The 26,940-nt window shown below is 53.0% G+C and carries 48 protein-coding genes; 39 read left to right on the forward strand and 9 right to left on the reverse strand.

The annotated features are described in order from the left end of the window. Positions 1-13: 13 nt before the first annotated feature. Positions 14-223: a hypothetical protein gene (locus ACXKZG_RS23020; RefSeq protein WP_488876394.1), complete on the reverse strand. Its 210-nt coding sequence runs from the start codon at positions 221-223 to the stop codon at positions 14-16. Positions 224-281: 58 nt separating this feature from the next. After that, complete coding sequence (locus ACXKZG_RS23025) at positions 282-1,097, reverse strand: DUF7238 family protein (RefSeq protein ID WP_488876395.1); 816 nt, start codon at positions 1,095-1,097, stop codon at positions 282-284. Between the two features lie 266 nt (positions 1,098-1,363). On the opposite strand from ACXKZG_RS23025, the gene ACXKZG_RS23030 reads away from it, so the two are divergent. From ACXKZG_RS23030 to ACXKZG_RS23120, 19 genes are all read left to right on the forward strand, one after another. Further along, positions 1,364-2,464: a hypothetical protein gene (locus ACXKZG_RS23030; RefSeq protein ID WP_488876396.1), complete on the forward strand. Its 1,101-nt coding sequence runs from the start codon at positions 1,364-1,366 to the stop codon at positions 2,462-2,464. Beyond that, entirely contained in the window at positions 2,461-2,673 is a 213-nt protein-coding gene (locus ACXKZG_RS23035; protein ID WP_488876397.1) for a hypothetical protein, read from the forward strand. Before ACXKZG_RS23030 ends, ACXKZG_RS23035 begins: the two co-directional genes overlap by 4 nt. Continuing rightward, entirely contained in the window at positions 2,670-3,044 is a 375-nt protein-coding gene (locus tag ACXKZG_RS23040; protein ID WP_488876398.1) for a hypothetical protein, read from the forward strand. The genes ACXKZG_RS23035 and ACXKZG_RS23040 overlap by 4 nt, the downstream gene beginning before the upstream one ends. Before the next feature lie 86 nt (positions 3,045-3,130). Continuing rightward, positions 3,131-3,403, forward strand: a complete 273-nt coding sequence (locus ACXKZG_RS23045; RefSeq protein ID WP_488876399.1) for a hypothetical protein — start codon at positions 3,131-3,133, stop codon at positions 3,401-3,403. Further along, positions 3,400-3,612, forward strand: coding sequence for a helix-turn-helix domain-containing protein (locus ACXKZG_RS23050; protein ID WP_488876400.1), 213 nt, complete (start codon positions 3,400-3,402; stop codon positions 3,610-3,612). The genes ACXKZG_RS23045 and ACXKZG_RS23050 overlap by 4 nt, the downstream gene beginning before the upstream one ends. Next, complete coding sequence (locus ACXKZG_RS23055; RefSeq protein ID WP_488876401.1) at positions 3,612-4,307, forward strand: hypothetical protein; 696 nt, start codon at positions 3,612-3,614, stop codon at positions 4,305-4,307. The genes ACXKZG_RS23050 and ACXKZG_RS23055 overlap by 1 nt, the downstream gene beginning before the upstream one ends. Next, positions 4,304-4,939 carry a hypothetical protein gene (locus tag ACXKZG_RS23060; RefSeq protein ID WP_488876402.1) on the forward strand — a complete coding sequence of 212 codons (636 nt, stop codon included), beginning with the start codon at positions 4,304-4,306 and terminating at the stop codon, positions 4,937-4,939. Before ACXKZG_RS23055 ends, ACXKZG_RS23060 begins: the two co-directional genes overlap by 4 nt. Beyond that, positions 4,939-5,412, forward strand: coding sequence for a class I SAM-dependent methyltransferase (locus tag ACXKZG_RS23065; RefSeq protein ID WP_488876403.1), 474 nt, complete (start codon positions 4,939-4,941; stop codon positions 5,410-5,412). Before ACXKZG_RS23060 ends, ACXKZG_RS23065 begins: the two co-directional genes overlap by 1 nt. Next, positions 5,412-5,681: a hypothetical protein gene (locus ACXKZG_RS23070; RefSeq protein ID WP_488876404.1), complete on the forward strand. Its 270-nt coding sequence runs from the start codon at positions 5,412-5,414 to the stop codon at positions 5,679-5,681. The genes ACXKZG_RS23065 and ACXKZG_RS23070 overlap by 1 nt, the downstream gene beginning before the upstream one ends. Before the next feature lie 2 nt (positions 5,682-5,683). Then, positions 5,684-5,986: a hypothetical protein gene (locus tag ACXKZG_RS23075; RefSeq protein WP_488876405.1), complete on the forward strand. Its 303-nt coding sequence runs from the start codon at positions 5,684-5,686 to the stop codon at positions 5,984-5,986. Positions 5,987-6,171: 185 nt separating this feature from the next. Beyond that, the gene (locus tag ACXKZG_RS23080; protein WP_488876406.1) at positions 6,172-6,510 is read left to right on the forward strand and encodes a hypothetical protein; all 339 of its coding nucleotides are present in this window, start codon (positions 6,172-6,174) and stop codon (positions 6,508-6,510) included. A 60-nt stretch (positions 6,511-6,570) separates the two neighbouring features. Next, entirely contained in the window at positions 6,571-6,780 is a 210-nt protein-coding gene (locus ACXKZG_RS23085; protein WP_488876407.1) for a hypothetical protein, read from the forward strand. After that, on the forward strand, positions 6,773-7,117 hold the full coding sequence (locus ACXKZG_RS23090) for a hypothetical protein (RefSeq protein ID WP_488876408.1): 345 nt from the start codon (positions 6,773-6,775) through the stop codon (positions 7,115-7,117). Before ACXKZG_RS23085 ends, ACXKZG_RS23090 begins: the two co-directional genes overlap by 8 nt. Positions 7,118-7,189: 72 nt before the next feature. Next, a complete protein-coding gene (locus ACXKZG_RS23095; RefSeq protein WP_488876409.1) occupies positions 7,190-8,113 on the forward strand; it encodes a hypothetical protein in 924 nt (307 codons plus the stop codon). 2 nt (positions 8,114-8,115) lie between these two features. Continuing rightward, positions 8,116-8,331 carry a hypothetical protein gene (locus ACXKZG_RS23100; RefSeq protein WP_488876410.1) on the forward strand — a complete coding sequence of 72 codons (216 nt, stop codon included), beginning with the start codon at positions 8,116-8,118 and terminating at the stop codon, positions 8,329-8,331. Positions 8,332-8,408: 77 nt separating this feature from the next. Next, entirely contained in the window at positions 8,409-8,606 is a 198-nt protein-coding gene (locus tag ACXKZG_RS23105; protein WP_488876411.1) for a hypothetical protein, read from the forward strand. Then, positions 8,606-8,989, forward strand: a complete 384-nt coding sequence (locus ACXKZG_RS23110) for a hypothetical protein (protein WP_488876412.1) — start codon at positions 8,606-8,608, stop codon at positions 8,987-8,989. Before ACXKZG_RS23105 ends, ACXKZG_RS23110 begins: the two co-directional genes overlap by 1 nt. A gap of 3 nt (positions 8,990-8,992) precedes the next feature. Next, positions 8,993-9,259 carry a hypothetical protein gene (locus ACXKZG_RS23115; protein WP_488876413.1) on the forward strand — a complete coding sequence of 89 codons (267 nt, stop codon included), beginning with the start codon at positions 8,993-8,995 and terminating at the stop codon, positions 9,257-9,259. Beyond that, positions 9,256-9,426, forward strand: coding sequence for a hypothetical protein (locus ACXKZG_RS23120; protein ID WP_488876414.1), 171 nt, complete (start codon positions 9,256-9,258; stop codon positions 9,424-9,426). The genes ACXKZG_RS23115 and ACXKZG_RS23120 overlap by 4 nt, the downstream gene beginning before the upstream one ends. A 112-nt stretch (positions 9,427-9,538) precedes the next feature. Here ACXKZG_RS23120 and ACXKZG_RS23125 read toward each other — a convergent pair whose 3' ends face one another. Next, complete coding sequence (locus ACXKZG_RS23125; RefSeq protein ID WP_488876415.1) at positions 9,539-9,778, reverse strand: hypothetical protein; 240 nt, start codon at positions 9,776-9,778, stop codon at positions 9,539-9,541. Then, positions 9,778-10,260: a DUF2778 domain-containing protein gene (locus ACXKZG_RS23130; RefSeq protein WP_488876416.1), complete on the reverse strand. Its 483-nt coding sequence runs from the start codon at positions 10,258-10,260 to the stop codon at positions 9,778-9,780. Before ACXKZG_RS23130 ends, ACXKZG_RS23125 begins: the two co-directional genes overlap by 1 nt. Positions 10,261-10,524: 264 nt before the next feature. Between ACXKZG_RS23130 and ACXKZG_RS23135 the strand changes: the two genes are divergently transcribed. Continuing rightward, positions 10,525-11,172: a hypothetical protein gene (locus tag ACXKZG_RS23135; RefSeq protein WP_488876417.1), complete on the forward strand. Its 648-nt coding sequence runs from the start codon at positions 10,525-10,527 to the stop codon at positions 11,170-11,172. A gap of 43 nt (positions 11,173-11,215) precedes the next feature. Here the strand turns inward: ACXKZG_RS23135 and ACXKZG_RS23140 are convergent, their stop codons facing one another. Beyond that, a complete protein-coding gene (locus ACXKZG_RS23140) occupies positions 11,216-11,602 on the reverse strand; it encodes a S24 family peptidase (RefSeq protein ID WP_488876418.1) in 387 nt (128 codons plus the stop codon). 141 nt (positions 11,603-11,743) lie between these two features. Here ACXKZG_RS23140 and ACXKZG_RS23145 point away from each other — a divergent pair, with 141 nt between their 5' ends. From ACXKZG_RS23145 to ACXKZG_RS23155, 3 genes are all read left to right on the forward strand, one after another. Then, the gene (locus tag ACXKZG_RS23145) at positions 11,744-12,088 is read left to right on the forward strand and encodes a type II toxin-antitoxin system PrlF family antitoxin (protein WP_488876419.1); all 345 of its coding nucleotides are present in this window, start codon (positions 11,744-11,746) and stop codon (positions 12,086-12,088) included. Further along, positions 12,088-12,582, forward strand: coding sequence for a type II toxin-antitoxin system YhaV family toxin (locus ACXKZG_RS23150; RefSeq protein WP_488876420.1), 495 nt, complete (start codon positions 12,088-12,090; stop codon positions 12,580-12,582). Before ACXKZG_RS23145 ends, ACXKZG_RS23150 begins: the two co-directional genes overlap by 1 nt. A gap of 262 nt (positions 12,583-12,844) precedes the next feature. Next, positions 12,845-13,234, forward strand: a complete 390-nt coding sequence (locus ACXKZG_RS23155; protein WP_488876421.1) for a hypothetical protein — start codon at positions 12,845-12,847, stop codon at positions 13,232-13,234. On the opposite strand, the gene ACXKZG_RS23160 is transcribed toward ACXKZG_RS23155, so the two are convergent. Together ACXKZG_RS23160 and parM are read right to left on the reverse strand one after the other, a co-directional pair. Continuing rightward, positions 13,223-13,711 (reverse strand): hypothetical protein, encoded by a 489-nt coding sequence (locus ACXKZG_RS23160; RefSeq protein ID WP_488876422.1) that lies wholly within the window; start codon positions 13,709-13,711, stop codon positions 13,223-13,225. The two genes, ACXKZG_RS23155 and ACXKZG_RS23160, sit on opposite strands and share 12 nt — an antisense overlap. 1 nt (position 13,712) lies before the next feature. Then, the gene (gene parM, locus ACXKZG_RS23165) at positions 13,713-14,819 is read right to left on the reverse strand and encodes a plasmid segregation protein ParM domain-containing protein (RefSeq protein WP_488876423.1); all 1,107 of its coding nucleotides are present in this window, start codon (positions 14,817-14,819) and stop codon (positions 13,713-13,715) included. 185 nt (positions 14,820-15,004) lie between these two features. Between parM and ACXKZG_RS23170 the strand changes: the two genes are divergently transcribed. Both ACXKZG_RS23170 and ACXKZG_RS23175 read left to right on the forward strand, forming a co-directional pair. After that, positions 15,005-16,234 carry a hypothetical protein gene (locus ACXKZG_RS23170; RefSeq protein ID WP_488876424.1) on the forward strand — a complete coding sequence of 410 codons (1,230 nt, stop codon included), beginning with the start codon at positions 15,005-15,007 and terminating at the stop codon, positions 16,232-16,234. Continuing rightward, positions 16,218-17,717 carry a terminase gene (locus ACXKZG_RS23175; RefSeq protein WP_488876425.1) on the forward strand — a complete coding sequence of 500 codons (1,500 nt, stop codon included), beginning with the start codon at positions 16,218-16,220 and terminating at the stop codon, positions 17,715-17,717. The genes ACXKZG_RS23170 and ACXKZG_RS23175 overlap by 17 nt, the downstream gene beginning before the upstream one ends. A 24-nt stretch (positions 17,718-17,741) precedes the next feature. Here ACXKZG_RS23175 and ACXKZG_RS23180 read toward each other — a convergent pair whose 3' ends face one another. Both ACXKZG_RS23180 and ACXKZG_RS23185 read right to left on the reverse strand, forming a co-directional pair. Further along, on the reverse strand, positions 17,742-18,608 hold the full coding sequence (locus ACXKZG_RS23180) for a hypothetical protein (protein ID WP_488876426.1): 867 nt from the start codon (positions 18,606-18,608) through the stop codon (positions 17,742-17,744). Positions 18,609-19,593: 985 nt separating this feature from the next. Next, positions 19,594-19,851, reverse strand: coding sequence for a helix-turn-helix transcriptional regulator (locus ACXKZG_RS23185; RefSeq protein WP_488876434.1), 258 nt, complete (start codon positions 19,849-19,851; stop codon positions 19,594-19,596). A 211-nt stretch (positions 19,852-20,062) separates the two neighbouring features. Between ACXKZG_RS23185 and ACXKZG_RS23190 the strand changes: the two genes are divergently transcribed. The 14 genes from ACXKZG_RS23190 to ACXKZG_RS23255 all read left to right on the forward strand — a co-directional run bounded on the left by ACXKZG_RS23190 (position 20,063) and on the right by ACXKZG_RS23255 (position 26,771). Then, positions 20,063-20,275: a hypothetical protein gene (locus ACXKZG_RS23190; protein ID WP_488876427.1), complete on the forward strand. Its 213-nt coding sequence runs from the start codon at positions 20,063-20,065 to the stop codon at positions 20,273-20,275. A 2-nt stretch (positions 20,276-20,277) separates the two neighbouring features. After that, positions 20,278-21,309, forward strand: a complete 1,032-nt coding sequence (locus ACXKZG_RS23195; RefSeq protein WP_488876428.1) for a tyrosine-type recombinase/integrase — start codon at positions 20,278-20,280, stop codon at positions 21,307-21,309. 45 nt (positions 21,310-21,354) lie between these two features. Further along, the gene (locus ACXKZG_RS23200; RefSeq protein WP_488876429.1) at positions 21,355-21,675 is read left to right on the forward strand and encodes a hypothetical protein; all 321 of its coding nucleotides are present in this window, start codon (positions 21,355-21,357) and stop codon (positions 21,673-21,675) included. 56 nt (positions 21,676-21,731) lie between these two features. Continuing rightward, the gene (locus tag ACXKZG_RS23205) at positions 21,732-22,061 is read left to right on the forward strand and encodes a hypothetical protein (protein WP_488876430.1); all 330 of its coding nucleotides are present in this window, start codon (positions 21,732-21,734) and stop codon (positions 22,059-22,061) included. A 13-nt stretch (positions 22,062-22,074) separates the two neighbouring features. Beyond that, positions 22,075-22,449 carry a hypothetical protein gene (locus ACXKZG_RS23210; protein WP_488876431.1) on the forward strand — a complete coding sequence of 125 codons (375 nt, stop codon included), beginning with the start codon at positions 22,075-22,077 and terminating at the stop codon, positions 22,447-22,449. 125 nt (positions 22,450-22,574) lie between these two features. Continuing rightward, on the forward strand, positions 22,575-22,724 hold the full coding sequence (locus ACXKZG_RS23215) for a hypothetical protein (RefSeq protein ID WP_488876432.1): 150 nt from the start codon (positions 22,575-22,577) through the stop codon (positions 22,722-22,724). Continuing rightward, the gene (locus ACXKZG_RS23220) at positions 22,721-23,167 is read left to right on the forward strand and encodes a hypothetical protein (protein ID WP_488876433.1); all 447 of its coding nucleotides are present in this window, start codon (positions 22,721-22,723) and stop codon (positions 23,165-23,167) included. The genes ACXKZG_RS23215 and ACXKZG_RS23220 overlap by 4 nt, the downstream gene beginning before the upstream one ends. 767 nt (positions 23,168-23,934) lie before the next feature. Beyond that, entirely contained in the window at positions 23,935-24,429 is a 495-nt protein-coding gene (locus tag ACXKZG_RS23225; RefSeq protein ID WP_488876307.1) for a hypothetical protein, read from the forward strand. Next, complete coding sequence (locus tag ACXKZG_RS23230) at positions 24,429-24,566, forward strand: hypothetical protein (protein WP_488876308.1); 138 nt, start codon at positions 24,429-24,431, stop codon at positions 24,564-24,566. The genes ACXKZG_RS23225 and ACXKZG_RS23230 overlap by 1 nt, the downstream gene beginning before the upstream one ends. 188 nt (positions 24,567-24,754) lie before the next feature. Next, positions 24,755-25,162: a hypothetical protein gene (locus ACXKZG_RS23235; RefSeq protein WP_488876309.1), complete on the forward strand. Its 408-nt coding sequence runs from the start codon at positions 24,755-24,757 to the stop codon at positions 25,160-25,162. Next, positions 25,162-25,554, forward strand: coding sequence for a hypothetical protein (locus ACXKZG_RS23240; RefSeq protein ID WP_488876310.1), 393 nt, complete (start codon positions 25,162-25,164; stop codon positions 25,552-25,554). Before ACXKZG_RS23235 ends, ACXKZG_RS23240 begins: the two co-directional genes overlap by 1 nt. After that, complete coding sequence (locus ACXKZG_RS23245; RefSeq protein WP_488876311.1) at positions 25,551-25,790, forward strand: hypothetical protein; 240 nt, start codon at positions 25,551-25,553, stop codon at positions 25,788-25,790. The genes ACXKZG_RS23240 and ACXKZG_RS23245 overlap by 4 nt, the downstream gene beginning before the upstream one ends. After that, on the forward strand, positions 25,787-26,101 hold the full coding sequence (locus ACXKZG_RS23250) for a hypothetical protein (protein WP_488876312.1): 315 nt from the start codon (positions 25,787-25,789) through the stop codon (positions 26,099-26,101). Before ACXKZG_RS23245 ends, ACXKZG_RS23250 begins: the two co-directional genes overlap by 4 nt. A gap of 28 nt (positions 26,102-26,129) precedes the next feature. Then, positions 26,130-26,771, forward strand: a complete 642-nt coding sequence (locus ACXKZG_RS23255) for a Ref family recombination enhancement nuclease (protein WP_488876313.1) — start codon at positions 26,130-26,132, stop codon at positions 26,769-26,771. The last annotated feature ends 169 nt before the right edge of the window (positions 26,772-26,940 follow it).

The following is a 26,940-nucleotide window of genomic DNA, read 5'->3' on the forward strand; positions in this document are numbered from 1 at the left end:
GCGGGTTCTTTGTTCACGGCGTTCCAAACTCCGGATGCTTCGGGTTCAGTGTGTAACAGATATACGATGGTGACCACTCACGGGTGTTGTTATTCGTATCTTTCACCGTCACAGCAATACTGGTCACGCTACACGTCTGGACGCGTATCTCAACCTCATTAGCCATCACCACGACATCGCCAGGGATAAGCTCGGCGGCTCTTTTCTGGATGAACTTTTTCATTGCTGCTCCTGCTGTAGTAAAGCGCCACCAGCTGGTGGGGCGTAATGGTGTTAATTCATCAGGCTTCGATAATCAGGCGCTCTACTACTGCGTGAGTGGCGGTGTCTTTATTGATCATCTCCCACACCATCATGTCGTAGCCGCCATCATCCCCGCGGATAATGTCGACCTGCCGCCAAGATCTGTAAAACCACGCTTTACCGCCATCAATTGGCAACTGGTCGCCAGCGCGCACAAACAGACGCAGAAGCGTGTTTTCCTGTGAAGTAGGGTTATCACCAATCTCAGTGGCGTAAGCCTCCAGAAATGCCACACGCGCGCTGATGCGGCAGACCTTTTGGTCTGTCGGAGTGACTGGTGCCTTAGCTGGCTTTTTTGCTTCAGTTGATTCGTCCGTGCAGTTCTCCAGGTTAACTGACAGGTACTGCATGAAATCTGCCTTGGACGTGGGTTCGTACACCATGCCGGTGCGGCCTGAGAACTCAGCAGCTGCATCTTCAAAAGGCCAGCCGCAAGCGTCCATCAGGTGCTTGGCAAGTGCGATTGCCTCAAGGATGAGCTGATAAGAAACAACGACAGGCTGCGTCTCAGACAACCTGGAGTGGTCGCCCAGCATCAGGCACAGGCGAGCGCCATGCATTTGATCCTTAAGCGCGTTGCGGGCGGCTTCAACGCGGTGAGCCATAAGGACGCTTTTGAACACGTGATACATGTCCAGGTTATTAGCTTGTGAAAACTGGCCGCTACTGCGTACTTCGTCCAGCTTTTCATTGATGAGCGCTTTAGTGCTGCGCAGAGTTTCGTTTTTCTTGCTCAGGTTCAGGTAAGCGGCTTGTGCAATCTGGAAAGTTTTAGCGGCGATAGTAACGTTCATTTTCGTTTCTCTAAGGTTGTTGGCGACATCTGCCGCTGAGCCATTAATATATGCTCTGCTGAGCATGCTGGCAAGGATTAATCTTAAGCAAAAAGTGCTACTAGGGTACTAAATAAAAGCTCCTTTTAATTGTTTATGCCTCTATATGCTGTGTTAAGGAATCGAAAAGCAATGACATACAATACTAAATTTATCTTGCATAAGTCTTTTAGGAATAGTTATAGTTGTTTTCCGCCAAACACAGCTAACAACAGGAACACTCACTCATGGCAAAAGCGTATGTTGTGATAGAGAAGGGGCTTAAAGCCCGCCACGCTTTGATGATTATGTGCATTGAGGGGCCAGCCGAATTTATTGAGTTCGCGACCAGCCGACTCTCCAAGCGCTACGCCTCAATGGGCATCACAGAAGCCGGTGCAGCCGCAGGCACTACCCGGCATTTCTTTAAAATCAATTTCACGCTTCGCTCTGATTTCATGGCCGACTGGAAAGAGGCAAAGCTCGCCGCGCCGGACCTGAAAAAGCGCATCACCAAGGACAACGTTGTCCCTGACGCCAGCGCAGTGATGAAAGCCCAGCTTGAGCTCAACAAGGCTGAAGAAGCTTTAGCCAGAGCCATCGAGCGAAGCCCTGCACCTGTAAAAAACACCTACCCGGCCAAGGCGCTGAGCGCGAAGCGTGGCGGCGTTCGACGTGCACACCGGCAGCTGGTGATCAACAAAATGGAGGCGGAAGTTCTCGATGCGCTATTTGTCGATAAAGACCGCACCAAGCCGCAGCGGATCTCCATCGCACGCGTTCCCTATAAGGATCCGTATGGCCATCCGGTTAAAGGTCGCGCTCTTTGTCATCAGGCAGCAGAGGAACACTGGGCTAAGTGCGTTAAATCGCATCGCCTGGCTATCCCGATAGGCCAGATCACCCCGGATTACGCAAAGCGAGTGTTAGAGACATTCGGCAGCCTGGAGGCATATCTGGGTTTCATGTTGGTCGGAAACACAACGGCGTTACGTCTCCCGGTCATTGAAAGAGCGCTGGAGCAGCTGAAAGAGATCCCCGCTGAAATCAGCCGCGAGGAAGTACTAAGCGCGTATCAGGTGGCCACACGTTCCGTTAACGAGTTCGCCGCCTGGCTGGAGATGGTCAACGCCATGTATCACTACGATGTGTTGGATATTGTGCGGGGAATCACGCATATGCAGGCGTTTGATCCAAAGCGCTACCAGCTGGCACTGACAGTACTAAAAGCGATGCGTAAGCGACTCGTTAAAGTCGACGAGCGACAGGTTAAAGATATTGAAAACCCGTTCACCATTTCAATTTGTGCGCCAGAAGACGAGATTTGCGAACCAGAGGAAGCAGCATGAGCCAGAAACAGCACCTGACCGCCAAGTTCACGCCGACAGCGAGTAATGCCCTCGACTGGTGGACAAACAAAATGAAGGAAGGCGGTTATCAGGCTTTTTGCGCCGAGATGGAACGCGCCGCAGCTGAAGTCATGGGCCGTTATGGCTTCGACGATGAAATCATGCGGGCATTCGATGTAGACAAAGTATTTGAGTTCAAGCGCACATGAGTGATCGATATTTTGCGCTCAAAAAGCCCTGTGCAAATTGCCCGTTCCTGAGCGAAGGCGGCATAGAACTCAATCCGGGAAGGCTGGACGGCATCAAGGCGGAGCTACTGGGTAACAGTTTTGCTTCTTTCCCGTGCCATAAAACGACCTACGCCACGGGCGGCGAAAACTCAGAATGCGGCGACCATTACCACCCATCCGGTAAGGAGGCCCACTGCGCAGGCGCTACGGCATACCTGTTAGCAAACGGTCAGTCGAATGTGTTCATGCGCCTTTCGATGAGTAGCGGCCAGATTAAGGCGTCAGATTACGATGATGCGATAGCTCTGATTGATACCTCGCCGCCAGAAGCCATGGGCGAAGAATGGTGAGTAACGGCTGTACACAGGAAATCTTTCCACACTACGCGCTGACCCCGTTCGGCGCGCTCCACAATCAGTAAAAAGGTCGCCAACCTATGACAGATAAAAATAAATCCTACACCTGCACATTTGCGGTGGGGCAGTCACACACAGCAGTTGGCCGGAAAGACGGCTCATTTGAAATCTATGATGACCAGGGGGATTTAAGCTGCACCTTGCCTGCTGGCACCCCTGACGCAATTATCCCTCAGCTGGTGGCTGTTATTGGCAGCGCAACCAAGCACGCCTTTGAGAGTGGCCGCAACGCGGGCATTCACCAGTTCCAAAGCCAGATGCGCGGCCTGATTGGCGCGGCGGAGTCCAAATGAAGAGTAATTTTTCTTTCAACCTGGCCGTCCGTAAGCTGATGCGCCGCAAGAAAATGAAGCAAACCGAGATGGCCTGCATGCTGGGAGTAACGGCGCGTACAGTGTCGGACACGATTAGCCGTGGACAGCCAACAATCACAACCTGTGAAAAGTACGCCGCTGCCCTTGGTGTAACTCTCACTGAGCTGATCAGCGAGGGGTATATCTGATGAGCCTAAAAGTTGATGTTCTCAAAGCGTTCCTGACCGACACCGATCGCCACCAGCTCCAGATCATCCAGGATGACGGCGTACATCGCCACATTGTCCTTTGTCGTCCGGGGAGCAGCATTTATCTCTTTGGCCTGGTCACGTGGCCGGGGCACCTCACTGTTTATGGTGACGCCGGCACAATGACATTCCGCCGCCTCGATGACATGTTCGACTTCTTCCGCACCGACCACCCGGAGGCCGATCTATCAACCAATCCGGACTATTGGTCTGGGAAATCGGAAGGCCTGAGCGGCACCGCCAGGGCTAACTGCTTTGAATGGGATGCTGAAGGGTTTGAAAATAACGTCAACACAGCCTTTGACGGCTGGAAAGAAAGTCAGGAGTTCGATCCTGAAGAGCTGGCGGATGCCAGCAGTGAAAGCGCTCAGCTAGTGGAGCAATACACCTACGAAATAAATCAGATTCTGAATATCTCTTACGATGAGCATGAAGCAATGGCCATGGTGCGTGACATGGAGGGCTGCTACGAAATTTTCGGTGACGAATGGTATGACGTGAGCGCCCGCCGCCTGCGTCCGAGCTTCCTGTGGCTGTGCTACGCCATCCAATGGGGTATCAGAAAATACGATCTGAAAAAAATGGCCGTTGCTGCCGTGACCAAGTCAATCAACATGCGGGAGCTGGTGGCATGAAAGACCGCTTTTACCTCATCTGCACCCGCGACAGCGTGGGCAGTAATGCCGCATTTCACTGCCATAACGGTCAGGGCTACAACACCAATATCGATATGGCGCACGCTTATACGCTGGAAGAGGCGCAGCGCGCCTGGAACCATGGCCGCGAGATAGACCAGCCCGTCTGCGCTACAAGTGTGGATGCGCTGGCTGTGATCCACGTCGATCACCAGCACGTGCCGTACAAGACCACCATTGAGCAGGGGTGCACCCAGTACGTAGCGTTTCAAAAGCAACGCTGGGACGGCAACGACCTTTACTGGCTGCGTAATGGCGGCATGCCCACAACCGATTTCACCAAAGCAACCATCTACCCGGAGCCAGGCGATCAGGACGGGCTGGTGTGGTTGCCTTTTCATGTGGCTGACAAAGTTAAGCGGCGCACATTCCCGCTCACGCTCTTCAATGCTCGCCGCATGGTTCAGGCAATGGGTTTGCGCGTTCCCGCTCATATCAAACGGATTCGACGCCGTAAGCCCAGCAGCGGCAAGGTCCGCTTTAACTGCCCGGAGTGCGGAAAAATCAGCTGGCAGTTCGATCCTTACAATTTCACCGGCTGTAACGATTATTTCTGCGAGGGCGCGCGCTGATGGAGAAGGACGTTTTAGACATGTGCTGTGGTCCACGCATGATGTGGTTCAACAAAGCGGATCCGCGTGTACTTTTTTCCGATATTCGGGAGGAAACCCACCAGCTGCCCGATCGGGAGCTGGTTATCTGCCCGGATACCATTGCCGACTTTCGCGAACTGCCGTTTGCGGATGAATCTTTTTACGTGGTGGCATTCGATCCGCCGCACCTCACGCGCGCCGGTGAAAAAGGCTGGCAGCGGTTGAAGTACGGGGCGCTCAACAAAGGCACCTGGCGCGAAGACCTGCGCGCCGGGTTTGCTGAGGCATTCAGGGTGCTGAAGCCTCACGGTGTTCTCATCTTCAAATGGAATGAAACGCACATCCCGGTGCAGGAAATTTTAGCGCTGACCACCCAAAAGCCCCTGTTTGGCCACAACAGTGGCAAACGCGGTTTAACACACTGGTTCACATTCAAGAAGGACGGCGAGTAATGGCAAAAACTAAACCCCTGACGAAAGCAGAACGCGCCTGGCTTAAAGAGCTGCAGGACGTGCTAAACCGCTGCCCTTCAACGCGCATCGGCTTTTATACCACCGGCGACCCGCAGCTCAGCCTGCATGATGCGACCCGTGAAAACGAAATAGGCGACGATCGGGACGAGAACGGCGGCGAGTGGTGTAGCGCCGCGCAGCGTCTCAAGGCGGACTTCGGCGGAGAAACGCTGGATTTCCCCAATGCAGTTCACAGCACGGCGGGATAAGCATGAAAACCATTCCGATTAACGTATCGATGTACGACACCCAAACCCGCCAGGTGACTCATAAGGATAGCCAGTTAGCGATCGTTCCCGCGCCTTCGGGAACCTGTCCGCAATGCGCCTGTAAGCATGAGGAAGGTATGCCGCATAACCGGGACTCGCTTCACTACCAGTATTCATTCTTTGCGGATCATCAGCGCTGGCCAACGTGGGCGGACGCAATGTCGCACTGCAGCGACGAAGCAAAAGAGCTGTTGGTGGGCTTCCTCGCAAACCATGGAATTAATGCACACGGAGAAGAAAAGTAGATGGCCAGGCAATTCACAGTGATTTTAGTAGCTGATAGCGGCTTCAGGCATTGCCGGGTTAAGGCCAATGACCGGCGCCAGGCGGAAGACATGGCGCGTGATGCTCACCAACAGCGCAACCCCAAAGAGTCCGTGCCGAAGTGCGCCGGTGTTGTTTCTGGCTGGCCTGAAACGTGGGTGGGTGAATGATGACGCCACAAGACATTTACGAACGCCTGGATCATCTGGCAAGCGATGCTCACAAGGTCGCTTGCTCACTGGACGTCGGGCGCGAACGCACGGAAGCATTCGCGCTTTACACCGTATTGCACCGCCTTCAGCGCCGTGGCGCCGCGATGCGTATTCATGACGCCACCAATCCGTTGATGGATTATGTTCCCCGGCCATCAGTAGAACTACCGCGCGAGCTAAGAATGGATGTGCGTCATACAGGCCCGATCCTTGTCTCGACTGAAGAGGCTGTGTATTTAGCCAGTGCCGTTAAAGAAATGCTGCGCAACGCCAACATTGAGGTATTGAAGTGACTGAACAATTTCTGATACCAGCCATCAATCCACAACTCGCAGAGAATCAGGTGAACGGGAATGGCTAAAACACAATTGCAGCTGGCTAATCATGCCTGGCGCAAAGCAACAAGCGATTGGCCCATGAGTCGTAAACAACACCGTGATTTTTGCCGCAGCAACGCCAAAGTGACGGTAGAGAGCATGGCGTATATGGGAGAGCCACCCTTTGAGGATCATCACGAAGCATATGAGGCTGTGCTTGAAGAGCTGAGCGAATGGCATGACTGACTTATTGCGGGATTATGCGCGCCTGGTCATTGCGAAGGTTTCGCAGCTGGTTGATGAGCGCCTTCAGCTGGTAATCATAGGGCACTTTGGGTGCTGGAAGCCCCCTGAGCAGCTGCACCGTGAGCAGGTGACTGTAACGGTTCAACCGGAAGGGTTAGGGCATCGCTACAGCGTATGGCGTAAGGACTTGCAGATAGGCACGTTCCTGGTCTGCCTGGAAGCAACCGAAAAGAACACTGAGGTCAATTTTTCGAAGGTGGAAGTTTTACTCCCAAAGCCAGTCAGCAAAATTACTATACCGGCTGATTATATTGTTTGTATTGACAAGCAAACCTGAGCCCATTACATTCATCCCATGGCGCTAACGAGCGCCACCGCCCTGGCGGCTCCAGGCACTAAGGAATACCCAATGAAACCGATGTTAAAAGCTGCTTTCTTCACCCTCGTTAACGATCTGCTGGCGAAGGGCTTCACCCCGACCGTCGACTGTGGTTATGCAGGCAATAAAGCCCACCTGCTTTGGGAAGATGCAGAAGGCCGCTTTCAGGTTGAGCCGCTCTATCAAGCCGCGTCGCGCGAACCCAACAACTCAATATGTGCTCGCTTTGAAGGCTGGTTAGCACAAGCCGTAGCGGCATACCAAGCCCCCTCAAAGGAAGCCGAGTCAATGACGCCTACCGCCGCAATCCAGCACATGGCTTACACCCTGACTGGCTTGATCGAGCAGAGCAAGAAACCTGGCTTTGTTGACGCTGAGGCTTACGCAGACATTCAGTCCAATCTTGCCACAGTTAATGCGCAGTGCAGCGACCTTGCGACCCTGGTATGGCTCAAAAACCACCACTGTGCGGGCTACATTGGTACTGAATGCTCCTTTGAAGATGTCAACGAGCCTTACCTGAACCTGTTCAATCACATTCTGGAGACTGGCTGGCGTCCCGGCACCTCGCCAGCTCACAGAATGACGCTGAGCAATATGTTTGAACTGGAATGGTGGGACGTCCAGAATATCGCGGTAACTAAGCGCGAGGGCGCTGATGTGTATGGCACAGCTTCAGTTACCGATACGGAAGGCGAGTATCAGATAGCTTTTGAATGGCGCATGGAGACGGGGAGCAAGGCGGAATCATTAGACTTGCCAGCGATCGTCTACATCACCGCAGGCTCCTTTGTGCTGCCTTATGATTTCTCAATTTTACAGGATGACGGCACGCCAATGAACGCGCTGGAAGCCATTGAGGAAATGGATTGCGCCCTGGGCTTTAGCTCTGACATTTTCAATAACGTCTACCACACACTGCCGCCTACCGAGGCAGCAAACCAACAAGGGTAACTATGGGTGACAAACAACGCGATCCCCGCGCATTAAACTCCCTCAAAGGAGATGTTCAGGCGACAGCTCAGATACAGATGCGCGTGACCCCCGATCGCAAAAACCGCTATGTGTCGGAAGCCCAGAAAGAGGGCTTGAAGCTGTCCGAGTGGATCCAGAAGCATTTAGATGCAGTATGCGGTAATCCGGCAGATTCATGCCGAAATGAGGATATCTGATGCAGATAAGAACGCTTTTTACCTGCGATGGGTGCGGATGTGAGCGCTTAGACGAACATGAAAGCCGCTGTGACTGCATGATCGAACAAGGCACTTGGACAGAGAGCCAGATCTCAATGCTGCCGGTGAATATCGATTTCGCTAACCCGATCTTTCAGGTGCTGGATAACGCCGACTGCGACAGCTGGCGCACCATTAACGATGAAGGTTACGAGCGGTACACGAAAGATGGTGTGCCTACTCGCGTAGTGTATGCCGAACTGAGAGGTGAATGATGTCAAAGACGCTAAACGACTGGCTGAACGGTGGCCGCATCCAGTGTGCTGAAGAAGCTGAAATCATTAAGAGCAACAGCCATCTGATGGAGATTTTCGGCACGGCATCCTATTTCAACCGCCGCATACAATGTGCGGATGGCTTCTCCCTGAGCGTTCAGGCCAGCGCAATGTTTAGCTGCCAGCCAAATGAGAGCCTTGCTGACGTTTCGGGTTACACGGCTTTTGAGATTGGCTTCCCAAGCCACGATGACCCACTACTGAATGCGCGGATGGGGGAAGATAACGTTCTGGGAAACATTGAGCGTGCCTTCATAGAGCAGCTGGTGGCATCACATGGCGGAATCGTGGGCTATGACGACGATCGCGGATTTCAGGAGTAAAGATTGAACAGGCAGGACATAAAAGCGCTGTTTCTGGCCAACGGATTTGCTGAGAAACCTCAGCCGGACGGCAGCACTGATTTAAACCCCTACGTTTACACCGCCGCTGAGGCGCTTATAGCGCGCGTGGTTGACGTTTACGGCCATCCGGTCGGGAATGTTCAGGTGGTCGGCGCTGGTGGCGCAGCGACACGCACAGTGGCCCTGTTTCATGATCGCGCTGCCAGCCTGGAGCTGCCCGTGTACGTGATGAGGGAGCAACGCGCATGAAACAGGTGGTTGTGTGGCTGCTGGTGGCAGTAGCTGCGCTGGTGAGCTGGGCGCTGGCTGAATGGCGGTTTGAAGGCTGGAAGAAGCGCAAGCGCCGCATTGTGCTGTTACTGGTGCTGGCCGTGGGCGCGCAGCTCATCGCATGGAGGATTCTGGTTCGTGGATAACTGCGGTGCCGGTGCGTCGGGAGTCTCTCGTAGAGCACCGGCGTTTGGCCGGCGACCCGCTACCTGTCGTACTTGATCCTATGGGCCTCCCTGAATGGTAGTCCGGAGAGGTTCAACGGCTCCGGCGCAACCTGAGCAAGCCCATAATTATAACTGTCAGCAGTAACGCGCTTAGAAACGTGAAGTCGATTAACAGGTCTGCCGTGTCCTCCACACCAGAGCTGTTAAACCAGCCAGCAAGTGTATCGGTAAAATTTGGTGCGGTAAGGCGAACGACCCAGGCAACCGCAAAATTCATTACTATCAGCAGAGCAATGAAAGCCAGTACGCGTAAACTCCATTTTTTCATCATTAATCCACCTGTATTGTGCCGTAGGCTTTCATCTGAGAGCCGGGCACATTGATCATACTTGTTCTAAGAAGCTGTCGGCGGAGATGTTCAAAATCCGTTATGTGGTTCAGGGTTATACACCCTTCACTTAATCCCATTGGCCCGATCGGGTGGAGACGGAAATTACCGCGTTTAACTCCCTCTATAAACGTCCAGTCATCAATTTTGCCGTCAGACCTGTAAAGCGCAAACCATTCTCGGCGGTCAGTACCGTAACCATATTTCAATATGCTTTCCCGCAAATCACCGAGTCGCCCGCCAGACTCCCGCCCAACGATGTAGTAGCGCCCTTGGGGGATAGGGCCAATATTTTTCACTGTAGTGAGGCTGGCATTGTTACGCCCCTGCTTCTGACCAGAGAATGCCGGGAACGTGCCGATCCCGTAACAGGTGAGAAGAGACATAGGCATGCCGTTAAGGGCGAAATTACAAGTCAAAGCCATAGTAATCATCCAAGTTGATTAATGTTCGGGACTGATTATAACAAAAGCTTCAGCAATGTTAATAAATCGAGGCCCACACAAATAGTTTTACTGCTCTGTGGATAGTCGACTTTCCAATAGTGATGGTTTGTTAAGCCAGCTGAGCAAGCTGTGTTAAGTCAGCTTTACAAGAGATTGATTAAATTAGATATTTACAGAATTCTCTCTTTTATTTATCCGGGATGGTGATAATGTGAAATGACACACCAGCACGAGGAACCAGTTGTGATAGGCACGCACCGAGAATGTAAGCTCAAAGAGACATTAAGAGAGTTAGAGGCGGAGCTGTCGGCACCGCGCTTCATAGTTAAACAGGCGCACAACTACCCAAGCATGAAGGAGTTTGCGCTAATAGACGTACTGGCCGATGTGGAATTTGCCACGGTGACGATATCCCCCCATACCCTAACTGTTGTCGACGGCAACAGGAGGATCGCCCACACATTCACCTCGCCAAAGCCTGACGTCATAAACCTGGTGGAGACGATAGGGTGCGATCCGCTTTACTGGTCATTCCAAATGGCAAGGCACTCTAACAACGCGGATGTTGATGAGTGTTACGAATGGGACTGGGAAAGCTTTCAGGGGGCTATCCATATGCAGATTCACTGTTGGGAGAAGGATCTCCAGGATGCACCGCCAGAAGTCCGTCAAGAGCTTGAGCCAATCAAGGCAGCTTGCCAGGAAGTGCTGGATTGCGCGCCATCACTGGCCGATGTAAGGCTACTGGAACGCTGCTGGCCGCATAAAGAATACGATCTGTTCTCCCTGGTGCCATTAGATGACTTTTTCATCTGGGGCAGAAAGTATTTACAGGCGCTGGTGGTCATTAAGCAAGTTGCAGGAGCGGCAGGCATTCAATCAAACGCTTAAAATTACCGCCTAAAGTATGATTCCCTCAACAGAGAGGGGATCGTCAATCAACCCCCCTGAACCCCAACCCCGCTGTATCCGTCACTACGTAAGCCACCACGCCCCAAACGGGCGAATCATCAGCCATAAAATCAGCCGGTTCTTTGATGTTGTGGATCGTCTGCACGCCTCCGAGCTCCTGCAGCGCCATACATGGCCGGGTTAACAGCCTGCGCATTACAAACTCACCTCCGACCGTCGCTACCACGATATGGCCATGCCCTGGTGTTCTTGAGCGATCAACGGCCATCATTGAGCCTTTGAGAATACCCACTTCAGGGTAATGCCCGCCGCACAGCATGATGTAAGTGGTGTTCTGATTGAGATGAACATGAGAGTCGATAGTGATCCGTTGTTCGACGTAGTCGGTCGCCGGGGAAGGAAAGCCCATGATACTCACTCCGGAATAACTGTATATTCATACAGTATCAATTAAGCCGGGTAAATACGCAACCAACTCCAGTGAATGCAATTGCATTCGTAATGCAGGTGCATTATTATTGAGGCGTTGATTGTGAGGAAAAAGCCAATTATGAACATTTTAAAATCTGATGTAGCGCTGAGAGTGCAATCCCGCCTCACAGAGCGCAGTCAAACAACCATACCGCCCGCAGTCAGGGATGCGCTCCACCTCATGCCGGGTGAATATCTTGAGTATTCGCTTTTGGCTGGTGGCCAAGTGATGCTTTCACGTCAGCAGGAAGAAGAAGAGCACCTGGATCCGGTGATCCAAAGCTTCCTGAGTTTTCTGGATAAGGATATGGAGGCCAACCCTCAAAATCTGAAGCCGCTTGATGCATCATTGTTTGCGCGTATTAACGAGCTGACTGCTGGCATGGACACCGATATAGACGCGGAACTAACGGACGACGACTAATGACCCCAGAGTCAGAAAAAATAAACGGGTGGACCGTATTACTCCACCCGTGCTTTCAAGAGCAGATTACCAACCTGACTGAGCAGGTCGAGAAAGAGCGAGAGAAAAACCCGGACACTTTCCAAGGCAAGCGTTGCACCAAACTTTTGGATGTTGTGAGGAAAGTCATTAACGAGGGGATCACCGTTAACCCGTCCGGGAATGAATACCGTCAGGGGAACACGCTGGGTGAAGGATATCGGGGCTGGCGCAGGGCAAAGTTTGCAGCTGGACGTTATCGCCTGTTCTTCAGATACGACACACAGAGCAAGATAATTATTCTGGCCTGGATGAATGACGAAACCACATTACGCACCTATGGCTCTAAATCTGATGCTTACCGCGTCTTTAAGGGAATGCTGGAAGATGGCAACCCACCTGATGACTGGGCCGAGCTGGTGGAAGAGTCAAATGACAGCCGAACGTTTGTTTCTCTCATGCGCGTAGTCAAATAACAATCACGCTGGCGTCGAGAGTTTGTAAATTTAGTATCTTATGTTATAGAATCCCTTCCGAGCGCGAGCCTGGCCGCGTTCACGTTGAGGCTGTTTTCCATGCGCTTATCTCTCTTGCTGTTCAATCGTGAGTGCATGCAAAGCAGCTTTAGCATTATCTGAGCGTATAACTACCATTTTGTCCCTTAAGGCGCTTAACCGCGCCTTATTCTTAGGTAGCCGCTAAACCCACACGAACTGAAATCTTATGACGGGGTAGCCTTTGGCAGCCGAGCACAAGAGATTTACATCGTGGGAGATTTCGCAGTACCTCATTGAGCATGGCAGACCAGCCAGCGCCAGAGAGGTTACAGAAGGGTTGAAAAAGCGTTATCCACAATACCGTTCGTCGGTTAGCGAAGTGTACTTACGTATGCTGTCTATCGCGAAATCGCATAATTCGGACTGTATTGTTGATGATACTGTCAGGCCGCGAACCTTCCACCTCAAGCACCTGGATGATGCCTTTTTTAAGCGCTGTCGCAATCCGGAACGGATCGACCCAAGGCGGCGGACGGTAATGCTGATGAGCGATGATGAGAAGGAAAGGGCAGAGAGCGAAATATTACGCCTTGCCCTTTCACTAATGGGACGATCACGATTAGCCAGATAGCTTGCTGGCGAAATTAGCAAGCATCGGATTGGGCTTCTTATCTGCAACTGGTGGTTCAGCTGGTGGCTTTTCATCCGGTTTTTCGGATGTGGCCTGCTGCTGAGTTTCTGGCTCTTCTGCCTGCTGTTCCTGGGCTGATGGTGGTTGTGCGACAACCTCCACCGGGACGGCAACGGGTGCAGTATGGGGAGTAACCCCCATAAAATCCTGCAATCGCGCCAGCACAAGCAGCTGACGCTCTCTCACATTCAGGTTTTCAAACCCTTCCGTGTCCAGGAATGCGAGGACTGGCTCTAAGCCAGCCTCTTCAAGCATCTGACCAGAACGCAGCGCCGCAATCACTTTGGCACGCTTTTCGGCGTGTTCTCCCGATGCACGAAATTCATCTACAAAACGGCATGAAGCCGCTGATTTTCGCACCTGGGCGGTGATAGAAAACGTTAAAGCATCACGTTTGCGGGCGTCATTCTCTGCCATATCACGCCTCCGTTACGGGCTTCGTGAGCTCGGCCATGATGTGCGCCTTACGCTGCTCCAGCATGAGGAATGCACCATCAACGACAGCCCGCTCCGGGTGAGCCGGAATATGGGTGTAGTCGTGCCAGTCACTGCTCAGATCGCCAACGAACTCGAGCGCACCGCCCAGCCAGTTAGCCCCGCCGCCAACAAACAGCAGCATATCGATATCATCAGCGAAACCGTGCGTAACCGCGCGGATGTCACTCTTAATCTGTTCAGCCAGCTCTTGCGCCGCCTGCAAAATCAGAGGGCGGATATCTTTACGGTGTGCTTCGCGGGCTTTTGCCTGTGAACCAATGTAGCCACGCTCAATGAAGCCATCCATAGACGCCATATTCAGCTCTTTGGACTCACTCAGGCCCAGCTCCTTCTCATGCAGCTGGATGAGGTGATAGAGGCGCTGAACCATCACGTGAATGCCGTGCTCGGTGGTGATGCGGTTCAGGACGTCAAGCGAGCTGTTTACCACGGCGATATCGCAGGTGAAGCGGCCAAGGTCAACGATGATGCAGCGCGTCACGCCTTCGAACGCAGGGTTGAGCGTGCCGTCCGGGCTGACGCTGGCGCTGACGTAAGCGGTAACGGCTTCCGGCATGATCACCGAGTGGATAACGCGCGGCGGCTTAATGGCACCGGTGTAGCTGGTGATCGGCTGCATGAGGTTCTTTTTCTTTTCCTCAATGCGGGCGTAGTTGATGCCGTTGTCGCCATAGAACTGATCGGCAGGCAGTGTATCAGCGATAACCACGTCACGACCGCTCAGGCCCGCTTTAACCAGTGCATCCAGCACCAGGACGCGGTTTTGCGCAGACAGCTGGTAAATGGTGTCACAGGTGTTCTCCAGCTCCATGCTGGTGCCATCGTCAACAACAGAGAACAGTGCGCCATCGGCGGTCAGCCACGTCGAGGTTGATTCTTGCGTACCCTGCTGAAGCAGGCCACGGCGAATGAGTGACGGTGAAATTTTGAAGACGTCATTGCCCTGATCGTCGGTGTAACGCACTGCGATATTGCCTGAGCCACCATCGACAGCAACGAAAACAGGGGTTTGTGCACTTTTAGTCATATCTAAATTTTCCCTAACTTTTAAACGAATTACATAAGTGATTGATTGATTGTTGCGGGTTCATCTTACGAAATGTCGGGTAAATTGCAACAAAATAACGGTAATTCGTCCGACAAATGGCGAGAACGTGATCACCGGGTGCGAGAAAACCTTGATCACGGCAGATGTAACGATCAATAGAATCGGTGATCAACGTAGTAATAGACGGTGATCGCGAAGTGAAAACGGACTGGAATGAACACAGAGAACGCCTAGCCCAGATGAGGCAGAAGCAGGACGTTACGATAAAGGAATATGCTGATTTATATGATTTAAATCACGGCACAGCCCGCCGTAACCTGGGCGTGGGAACCAGTCAGGTGGGGGCTAAATCTGCCTCCAAAACAGCCCCGCGATCAGTTTCGCGATCAAAAACACCTCCGCGATCAATTGATCGCAAAAGCAAAACTGATCACAAGCGTGATCAAACCTCAGCGGGCGAGCAGGAAACCACCGCCAATAAAATCAATGCGTTAAGTGAGCAGGTGCGCGCCGCCAAGGCACGCGACACGGCCCCCGGTGCTGAAACGCCCGCGAGTGTGCTCACGGGACAATTGATGGATGTTGTCGGCAAAAAGACCAAGTCGGGGCGCGCCGGTGATCAGAGTAAAGCTGGCGGCCAGGTGTTGGTTGGTGCCCTCGTCCCGGACGACAACGATCTCGCGGAAGCCGAGGCGCTGATGAGCCGCGCCGGTGTCGATGACATTGAGGCGAGAATGATACGCAGCGCCCTCGTTAATCAGTTTGCCCTTGAGCGCGCGGTTACTGAAATGCTCGCCCACCTGGAAGAACACGTACCCGGCGAGGATGAGCCGCCCACCATCAACAAAGCCGTTTCCGTTCTCGCTGCAGCCGCAGCCAGCATCAACGATACCGCCCGCACCATGGCCGGACTCCGCCAGAGCTATTCCAAAGACCAACGCGAGCAGCAGCTCCACCTGCGCAAACTCTCAGAGCCAGAGCGTGTGATGGAGGCTTACGCCCGCCGCAAGGCAGAGAAGTGGACCGCCATGGAAACAGCCATCTACATCGAGGCGAACGGCTTCAAAGTTCCTTCTCTGCTGCTGGAGTTGGCCCGCGCAGAGATGAAAGAAGGGGCAGGAGAAGACATTAACTCACAGCCTGTTGACCTGGCAGAGCTGGATCGCCGCGCACGTGAGCAGCGCGCCACACGTATGGCCGAGTTAGAAATCACGCTGGCCGAGAAGCGGGAAGCCGTCAACGTGATTGTGGACGACATGGGGGCGGGTGACGTGTCCGCTGACGGCTCACTGAATGACCTGAACCTGATGCCGGACTTTGCTGATGGTGAAGAGCCGGACGAAGAGATTAACAACCATCTGTATGGAGATGTAGACGATGGCCACCAGCAATAAGGCTAAGCGCTCGGTATTAGATGACCCGCGCTGGCAGGAGCTGGTTCTGTTGTACCGATACGACTGGATCAGCGCCGCAGAAGTGATGTTTGGCAAGATCCCGACATGGCAGCAGGAAATGATTATTGAGGCCGTACAGGAAGGAGGCAGTAAGACCACGGTCGCCTCCGGACACGGTACCGGAAAGTCAGATATGACCTCAATCATGATTCTCTGCTACATGCTGTTCTTCCCCGGCGCCCGCGTCATTATCGTGGCGAACAAGCTGCAGCAGGTTAAGACGGGGATATTCAAGTACCTCCGTGAAAACTGGAAAGTCTGCCTTAAGCGCTTCCCGTGGCTGAATCAGTACTTCACGCTCACGGACATGATGTTTTTCGCCACCGAGTCTAAGGGTGCATGGGAAGTGGTGCCCAAAGGCTTCCGCTTGGGTAACGAAGAAGCGCTAGCCGGCGAACACGCCGAACACCTGCTTTACATTATCGATGAGGCATCCGGCGTATCAGATAAGGCGTTTGGCTTCATCAAGGGCGCATTGACGCAGGAAGATAACCGCCTGTTGCTCATCTCGCAGCCCACGCGGACCAGCGGGGAGTTTTATGACTCACATCACCGCCTGGCTGTCACTCCGGAGAACCCGAACGGCATCTATAGGGCGATCCGCCTCAACAGCGAAGAGTCGCCACTGGTTACGCTGCAGTTCATCCGGGAAAAGCTGGTGGACTACGGCGGGCGGGAGAATCCGGAATACCTCATCAAGGTGCGCGGTGAGTTCCCATCCTCCATATCCGGCTTCCTGCTGGGCCGTGACGACTGCGATCGCGCAATGCGGCGTAATGTATACCTGGCTAAGGGCTGGGGCTGGGTGGCGTGCTGCGACGTGGGTAACGGTCGCGATAAGTCGGTACTCTCAATATTCCGCATCAGTGGCTACGGAAAACACCGGCGCGTGGTGCCATTTAAGGTGCTGGAAATGGAATCCACCGTGACCCCGTCACGTTTCGCGGACTACATCTACAGCGAATGTGATCCGGAGGTGTACCCGAACATCACGATTGTTATCGATGGAGATGGCGTGGGTGCCACAACGGCGGACGTACTGGAAGAGAAGCACGGCGTGATTGCGCAGCGCATCCGATGGGGCTTCCCGCTTCACAACAAAGAGCTGCGTAAGCGGTTCATCAACCAGCGTGCATATGCAAACGTCTATGCGGCCAACGCCGTGCGACAGGGCCGTATGAAATTTGATAAGGGCGGGAAAACCACTGACCAGGCGAGCAAAATCCCGGTATTTCTCAATGAGGCAGGCCAATGGGTGTGCATGCCTAAAGAGCAGATGAGGGCGAAGCTTAACCTGAAATCGCCCGATCACTGGGATACCTTCTGCTTTACTCAACTGGCAGATTACATCCCGGCGAACGAGGTGATCAGCAGGGCTGATGAGAGCCGCCGTAATGAGGCGCTGGACTGGCTCAAGGACTAACAAACCCTCCGGGCTGGTGGAGGGTTATTCTGTGTCTCCACCAGCTGGATTCACTTCACCGGCGGCATTGCCAGCACCTTTGACGGCAGCGGCTTTCTTCTCCGTACCGGCGCGGCGTTTGCTGTTGGCGCGGTTCCATGACTCACGGGTGCGGGCCTTGGCCACTTCCGGGTTACGGACTTCAGCGGTAGCGCGTTCGATATCCGAAATCAGGTAGATTTTGGAATCTTTATAGACGGTGATAGGCAGAGGCTGCACGTTGTCATAGATAGAGGTGCGACCGTTCGCGCTCTTTTCGCCGAGCTTCAGGCCATAACGCAGCACGCGATCATCAAAGAAAACGCCGTTCGCGGTGACGCGTTCCATGAGTTTCTTTTCAACCGTTGTGTTGTAGGTGCAGATCAAATCCTCATACCCGCCACGGCGCAAGCGCAGCGCTGTTTTCGGCGGAAGGCTGCTGAGTAATTCCAGCTGGGTTTCAAGGCTCTGAATGAATTGTTTAGTATCTTCTGTGCCCTTGAACTGCTCGATCGTGGACTTGATCTTATCGATAACGTCCTCACGGCTAATCTTCTTCGAAGTGATGGCCGGGACAACGTTTACACGAACGCGGTTAGCTCCCTCGATGTACTTCGGGGCTGGCTCATAAAGGGATTTCTCAATGCCTAGCTCAGGATACAGGCGTAGCTGTTCGGCGTACTCATTCCACTTGGCGATCTGCTCGCGCCAGTAATTTGCCTTACGCTCAGGAACCTGAACCACGGGGCGGAATTTCTGCCCGTGCATGTTTGTGCTGTGTGCTGCGGATTCTAATAGGGCTTTAGTAAGAAACGCGTCCCGGAATTCAATGAATTCCTGATACAAGATCTCAGCCTTTCTGATGTCATGCATACTGATTACTCTCCAAGCAAGGCGCGCAACGTGCACGCCTTAAACTAAGGAGTAAATTAGTATATTTCCAGGGTTAAATCGACCAAAAGGACAGTAGCTGACAATTTTTTATTAGTTTATTGCACTATTACAGACTTTTCTCAGCGCATTTCTAAAGGCACGACGGTTTTCACTGGACATGCGTACAGTCCCGCACACGATGGAGAAGTGTTTTACAAGAATGGAGACGGCACCAGGTCGGCACACATCAATGTGAAGTTTGGTTATGGCGCAATTTACATCTTCTATTACGGGGAGTGTTGCCGTGATCGTCATCTTGTCAGCTCGTCAAATTATATTGTTACTTTTAACACTTTTTCGGAATGGCCTTATATATCATTTCAAATAGTGATTAACCACGGCACCACCGGACATTAGGTCCGGTTTAAATGAAATAGTTATGCGTTGGGTAAAAATTGTCCTGTAATCAGGTAAGGGAAGCGTAAGGGGGATGAAACTAATAATCACCAAATGAAACCGTTACAATGCGACGATCGGCAACCAAGATTACATAACATCCAATATGTAATCTTGGCATAGGGGGCTGATACCACTCAAAAAATGAAGTTTTCTCATGTTGATTGGTCTAACCAGTGCGCCGTGCACCTGCCGACGGCTTTTCGGTCTATGTGTAAGGTTTTTGAAACGATTCGACCACTAAGTATTTTTGGCCGCGTTAGCTATGCAACACTATTGCCTGTGTATGTATTCTGCCGGTGGGATGTGGATTTGTTACACCGAAAATAATTGCTAACCCCGGCGCGCTTCACATATGCATTTGGCCGCTGCAGTAAATCAGAAATGTCTTGCTTGGCCACCAGTCATGTTAATAACCTGGTAACGCTACGCAAAATCTGGCGACCTGATACCCACGCGCCAAAAAAGAATTCACGTAGCAACGTCTCATTTTCTGCTGAACTGGCGATTAAGCCCCGCCAAATCTGGCTTAGCTGTGTTTTTGCTGGTGGTAGGATGTGAGGATAAAGGCCGCGAAATCGTCATCGACCGCGTAAAGGTAACATTCGGGTACATCGAGGATCGCCGCAATCCGACAGGCGGTGTCAAAATTGGGGTGGTAGGTGCCGGATTCATAATATGACATGCGAGCACGTGCTGAGGCTTCTTCAATCCCCGCCATTACCCCAAGCTTTTCCTGTGTTAATCCTGCTGCGATCCGTGCTGCTTTTAGCCGTTTGGGAACCATGTTATGCGCCTTTAAAAGTTGACGCATGTTTACCACGGCACTACATTTCTTTTGTTAAGATAAACTTAACAAGATGCCATCTATTGCGCCGATTAGTGATGGCTCCGGCATGCCATAGTGCAAAAAAATTACCGTGACAAACCGATGGGAATTCTAATATTATCTGAAACAGATAAAACATTATCTGTTTTGGATAAAGAGGATAGCCCGGATGGCAAAGACAATTGACGAGATCGCAGCGCAGTATTTTGGTGGCAATCTAACACGAATGGCTCAGGCCAATAGTATGACGCCGCAGCTGTTGTCACGATACAAGGCTAAAGGATGCGTGGTTATTGATGGCGTACTCATGAAGCCCTGGCGTTCGCTGGTGGATGCAAACGGTCAAGAGATTACCGATCATTCCAGCGACAAGGAGAGCTGAGTATGTCCGAGAACGACACCGGCACTGGCGTTATGGCGCTGCCCGACAATTTAGATGAACGGGTAGCGCAAAATCTGCGCATCCTGTTTGAGAACCAGGACGCCTATTCAGATAACACCATGACTCAGATGTTGTCGGTTGTCCGCGTATGGGCGCGCTGGTGCACTGAACGTGGAAAAACGTGGCTTCCCGCCTCTCCGGCAGACGTCCGGGAGTATCTGTTACACCTCAAAAATGACCATGGGCGCAAAGTCAGCACCGTTAACCAGCACATGGCCATGATTAACAAGCTCCACAAACATGCAGGCCTGCCGCGCCCGTCTGACGACATGAATGTATCGTTGGGCATGAAGGCCATTCGCAAGCGCGCCACCCGTGCCGGCGAAGAAGTTTCGCAGGCTGAGCCGCTGCATGTTGAGGATCTGTTTCGCATTTCCGCCCTATGGGAAGCCAGTGAGCGCCTTGCCGATCGTCGCGATTTAGCCTTCATTGGCGTGGCTTACAGTTCGCTACTGCGTATCTCCAACGTGGCGCGCCTGAAGGTCGGTGATCTGCGGTTTCGCCCAAACGGTACGATTGTTTTTGATGTCGGGTTTACCAAGACCATTGACGAAGCCAACAGCATTGCAAAGGCGCTGTCGCCGGAAGTGGCCGCCTGGGTTCTCGACTGGCTGTCGCTGGCTGGGCTTCGTGACAAACCGGAAGAGTACATTTTCTGTAAGGTAGATCGCTACAACAACGCGCATGCGGGCGACAAGCCGATGACGCGTGTAAATGTTATCAAGATCTTCGGGCGCGCCTGGAACGCGCTGGGTAAACCACCAGCCACCGGGCCGCACTATCGGACGTGGACGGGACACAGCCCGCGCGTGGGCGCTGCTCAGGACATGGCTATGCGTGGGAAAACTCTCGCGCAGATCATGCATGAGGGTACGTGGAAACGGCCCGAACAGGTGCTGAGCTATATCCGCCATATCGAGGCCGAAAAGTCGGTCATGCTCGACGTGGTCAAGGAGGTGAAGCGCAGCAAGTAGGATCAGTCTTAATGAAAGGTCGCCAAATCAAAAGGAGCATTGCTAATGCCGTTGTCCAGATTGCAGAAAATGTCACTCAGATACATGGGAAAGCGCTATCGAGCGGATCCGCCAGAGCGCGTAACCGTGGCCGCGCTGAAAACGAACATCCACGAAAACTACAAACCAGTTCCAAGTAATGGTAATTTTCGCGCTTCACTCAATCGCCTGGTGGCCCGTGGCTATCTGGTTGAACACGTAGCTGTCAGCCGGACGGGGAGTAAAGCACCCTCTTACCAGCTGACTGATACAGGTATTATCAAGGCAATGGCCATACTTGCTGATGATGAGAAAAACCGCCCACCAGCACATAAAGTTTTTCTGTAAAAGATACTAAAATGGTGCTTATTTGATTATGTAAATGTATGGGAAAAGGAACCGGAATGATTATCCAACTTGATGATTGCAAGCTGAACGCACAGGCAGGCTTGCGGGGTAATCAGCCCGTTGTTGCTTGCGGGCTTATCTACAGCCAAGGCTCACCACTGCATTACATACAAATTGATCGCCCAATGGATAGCCTGGACGCTGCTAAGGCATATGTCGAGGCTATCGACCTGAACATTGCCCGTGAGATTTATGCCGAGATGATGGCATCTGACGGGCATGTAATTGAGGCGTTTAACCGTGTGTTCAGCGCCTCAGCCCAGCAGGCCGCAACGCGCATCCACCAGCTGGACGCAGCAGCCAATAGAGGGCGTAAGCCCAGATAAAAACAGGATCGATATGAAGACTTCAGTCTCTAAATTTTGGCAGGTAGCTGGCCGTAACGGCTTCGGGAAAACGTATTTCGCCATCTATATCGTGGCTTGCATCTGCAACACTCAGCCTGGCTGGGGCGGTACGATCTGGTTTGTCATGCTTTCGTGGCTGGCCTGCTTAATACAGTGTCAGGTGACTAAGTGTCTCCGGCGCTCTCCGCTACAGGATTGGTTTGATGAGGTTAACGAGGCGCGCGCGCAGCGCCAGCTACGTGAACACATCGGTTCCCGGCTGTTGTTAACGAGGGGCGATTTCTGGACCCGCGAGGCGGCAGACAGGGCGGCAGAATTTACCGTGACCCTGCTGGATTTCACTGGAATCAAAGCCAAGCTTGCCTGATCCCTTACCGACCGGCTGCGCGCCGGTCATTTCATTTGAGTAAACCAATGACTATTTTCACCTCCCACGATGACACTATCCACCGCGTGCCGCCTTCAAATAATAAGCTATGCCTATCCATCGATATGGATGATCAGTCTCTTGGCCACCTGATTATTGAATCTTACGGAACGCGCTTACTGGTGGACGATGCACAGGCACGTAAGCTTGTCGCTTTACTCAACGAGCACCTGCTTCAGCGTTCAAATCTTGCCAACATGACCAAATGCCCATGAGAGTTTCACGTAAACAGATGACCTTTTTCACCGCTGCAGCGAGAGCGATCGGCACGGATGAGGCGACCCCCTACACCCACTTTTCCTACGTGGACAATGCTGGCCATTACTCCGGCGCAGACATCACCGGCAATCAGGCTGTGCTGGAGCAGTTATCCCGCACGGGTATCGTCCGCCTTCATGGAGATGAAGATGATTTCACCGTTGAGCTGGTGGATCGAGCCGATTTCCTCGCCGGCTGGTTTGATGGCGCGCGTGCCGCTTCACGTGGCGAAGGCACCGATTACAGTTCTTACAGCTCAATGCCTGTCGCGTTTGTTGCTGGCCACCAGCACTGGCACGAACAGCAAAAGCCGACCGCGATTCAATACAAAGAAGAATTTCAGCGCCGCTGCCACGGTTTCCCGTGTGTAGATACGGGCGAAATCTGGAGGCAGGATTGAGAAATATCATAGATCTCACCGGGAAGGTGTTCGGCAGTCTCACAGTGTTGCATATGGTGCGGCTCAAATATGATCACCGCCCTTACTGGCAGGTACGTTGTGAGTGCAATCGCGAGTACCCTGTTTCGGGCATGCAGTTACGTAGTGGGTTTGTTTTACGCTGTATGTCGTGTTCAAGACGTCAGACACATTCGATTAAGAATAACTCGCTGGAATTCCGTAAATGGTCGCAGCTCATGGGTTATTACAAAAATATTGAGGGCGCAGTGTGTCCGCAGTGGGCTGACTTTGATGTGTTTCTTAAGGATATGGGGCCGTGCGAATCAGACCAGGTAATGCGTAAGGTGCACCGCAACATGCCGTATCAACCCGGAAATGTGGTCTGGACAAAAATAAAAACAGCCCGCAAGGGGCTGTAGTGCTTCAAACCAATCAATCAAATCCGTAAAAAGCAGTGAAATGTTAAATCACTATTTATAAACGATCAACAAAAGGTACTTATCGGCAGGTGCTTAAAGGGGGGGCCCGGCATGCCCCCGCACCCTCTTTGCTTCATCGTCCTGCGGAAAAACCCTAACACAATGGCAAAAATAGGCTGGTTTCTTATGACATACAATACTAAACTGGATTTTAGTTGTAGTTTATCGAGATCAGCCTATGTCACGCATTCTTCTTGTTATCCTCATCGCGGCGGAGTCCAGCTTTTGTATCTGGCTGGGCCTGTTCCTCGTTGACGCCATAAAAAGCGGCAGAGGCGCTGCGTGGTTATGATGAAAGTGACTGACGACGCGCTGATGCACGCCATCTTCTGCCAGACCATTAAGTACCTTCCCTATCGTGCCATCCAGCGCTATGTCGGCGAACGCGTGAGCATGGCCAGTGAGGACCATTTCCCACGCGCGATCCGCCAGCTGGCCGCTAACCGTAAACACCTCCAGTGTGGATTAGGTGAATCACAAAGCCTGACCAGGTTACGTGCGCTGGTGGATATGCAGCACCTCCGCAGCGATGAGATCCATTCCCGTGCAGAGCCTGGCCGAACGTTCTGGTACTGGCTACCCGAAAACATCATGCGCCCCGTATGGGAGCGTACACGCGAAATCATGACGCATTGTGGCATGCCTGAAGCCCACTCCCCCAGGTTGATGCCCAAAAGCGACAGCCTGGTCGAATCCATCAGCTACCAGCTGGCCGAAGAGTTTGCGCTGGTTAGCCGTGAAACCGGCGCGGGCTTGTGCTGGCGTCTTAAGAGCAACCGTTAATGATTATCAAATTTCTGGCAGTCGCCAAGGTGTGCGGCTTCATCCTGCTGATGTGCCTCATCTGGGGTGCTTTCCTGATTGGTCTGGAGCACCTGACGCACTGGTTCAGTAAGTGGCGCAATGGGCGATCTCGCTAACGCCCCTGACCAGCTGCTGAGCTGGGCCGCAATGTTGTTTATTGGCGTCCTGAAGGTCGCCTTTGCCCTATTAATGCTTCGCGCCGCACTGGACGCCATCGCTGGTGGACTGAGAGGTCTGTTTCGCCGACCTAAGCGCCGCACCCGTAGAAATCGATAAGCCACCAGCTGGCACCCGGAGAGACAAAATGAGTTCCACAAATCCTACTAAGCAACTGTACACAGAGCGCACTCAACTGGTGAGCGCCGCCATGGATCGCAAAGGCTATCTGGTTATCCAGGACATCTGTACTGCGATCGGCAAAGGTGTATCCGTTGCCCGGTTGTTGGTACGTGAAATGGAAGCGGCAGGCGATCTGGTTATCGTGTTGCAGGGCTTTCGCCGCCTGTACTTCCGCGACTGGCCGAAGCCTAGCGAGATGCCTCCTAAAGCAGAGAGGGCTAAGCGTGTACGTGAAGAGCGATCCTGCTTTGTCATGCTTACCAGCCCGGAAGAACGCCGCGGTAACACCCGCATGGAAGAGTGTCGCCGGTTTAATGGGATCAATCTTCGCGTTACTCAGCTGCTGCGCCAGGCAAGCCAGCAGGCCGCCTGATGCCAAAGCGTGAGTTATGTCTGTTCTGTGGTGGCGCTGCGGATTTGCTGTGTGACGGCTATCTGGGCTGGGGGCTGGTGATGGACGGCGATCGTCGTTGTATTGACATCAACAAGCCCTACACCTGCGATGCGCCGCTGTGTAAATCCTGCGTGGCGCAACAGGGCTCAATCCACGGTAATGGCTGGATTGACACTGTCGACCATTGTCCGATGTGTGTGGCGGATGGCAAGCCTGCCCGGTTTGTGAGCTACATCATTGAGGCGCCCGAACAGGCCCGCATTATTCGCGCTGCCCATCATATCCGCGCCACCAGCAAATTCGGCCACCGCATGAACATAGTAAGCGGCGGTGGCCAAGTGCCCTTTTCTTTCGACCAAGGAACACCATGAGTGATGTTATCGGCCCATCTGGCCGTGTTGAGTTCATCCCTAACCCGCTGCGGCTGGCAATTTTTAATTCAGTGCCTGCATGGCGGCGTTTCCGTTCCCTGCATCAGGTGCCTGACCTGCCAGGCGAGTTTATCCATACGCGTGATCGCGTGATTGTAGCCGTGCGCGACTCCCAGCTGAGAAAAGAGCTGGCGCGTTATGGCGTTTATGAACAATACCAAGGACCGAAACCATGACCGAACAAAAGCGCCCGCTTAAACGCGGCTTCGCCCATAAAACCAGTCTGTCGTTAGCCATAGATAAAGCCATTCTGATGAGCATGATCGATAGCCCCAAGGTTTATGACCCTCTGGAAAGCCTGGTATCGCACGGCCTGCCAGCTGGTGGGTATGTCGCTCTTGCCGCCCGTCTGCGCTATGAGCGTGACGTGCACCGTGCTCGCCTCGCCATGACTGGTGCGCCAATTCATGACACCAGCGCCATGCTGCGACGCTGGGAGTGGATGCGGCCCGATAATTTAAATGAGCCTCAGCCTTCTGTCGCTTAATTCAACCCGCTCTAAAGGTCGCCAAACCATGAAACAACTCTCAGCAGAGCAGCTTGATAAACAGCGCACTAAGCAACGCGAATCCGCCAAGCGATCTGCGCTTAAGCAGCAGCAGAAACAACGTGAGAAGTGGGCCGATCCCGAACACCGTGCGCAGGTTTTCCAGAAGGCCGTTGAGTCGGCCAAAAAGCGCCACGCCCGCGTGAGCTCGCCAGAATACCGCGCAGAACAGGCCGAGAAGGCGCGCAAGAAGCAGGAAGAGAAGGCAGCAGCACCGCCTGCCGTTAAGGCCCGATCCACCCCGATCCGCTCGCGTGGGAGTAAAGGCAGAACACCAACCGCAGCCGAGCGCCGGGTAATGGATGCGCTGGGCAAACTACCCTGCATTGCGTGCCTGAAGAATGGCAAGGAAACAGTGGAGATCAGCCTGCATCACATCGATGGCCGCACGAAGCCGGACGCGCATAAGTTAGTGCTCCCGCTGTGTAAGTGGCACCACCAGCATGCTGCTCCTGATGAGTGGCGAGCAGAATACTCATGGCTGGTGCCGGTGCATGCCTGCGGAACGGTCGGCGGGCGGGCAGAGTTTGAGGCAGCGAACGGCACTGAGTACGAACTGCTACGCGAAAGCTACACGCGTGCCGGGATCGAATACGACATACAGAACTAATCAGGAGTTTATTTTATGAGGAAAGTGAAACCCACTAACCGCCGCCGCCAGTCTTTTTGGTTCTACCGAGCGCCAAAGGTTGAAACCAAAAAACAGGCAGCGTAAATTATCTGCATCACCGCAAGGCGATTAGCTTTTCCATTATGACTAGTTTCAAAAAGGGCCGCTT

Source organism: Erwinia sp. 2186 (genome assembly GCF_057812255.1).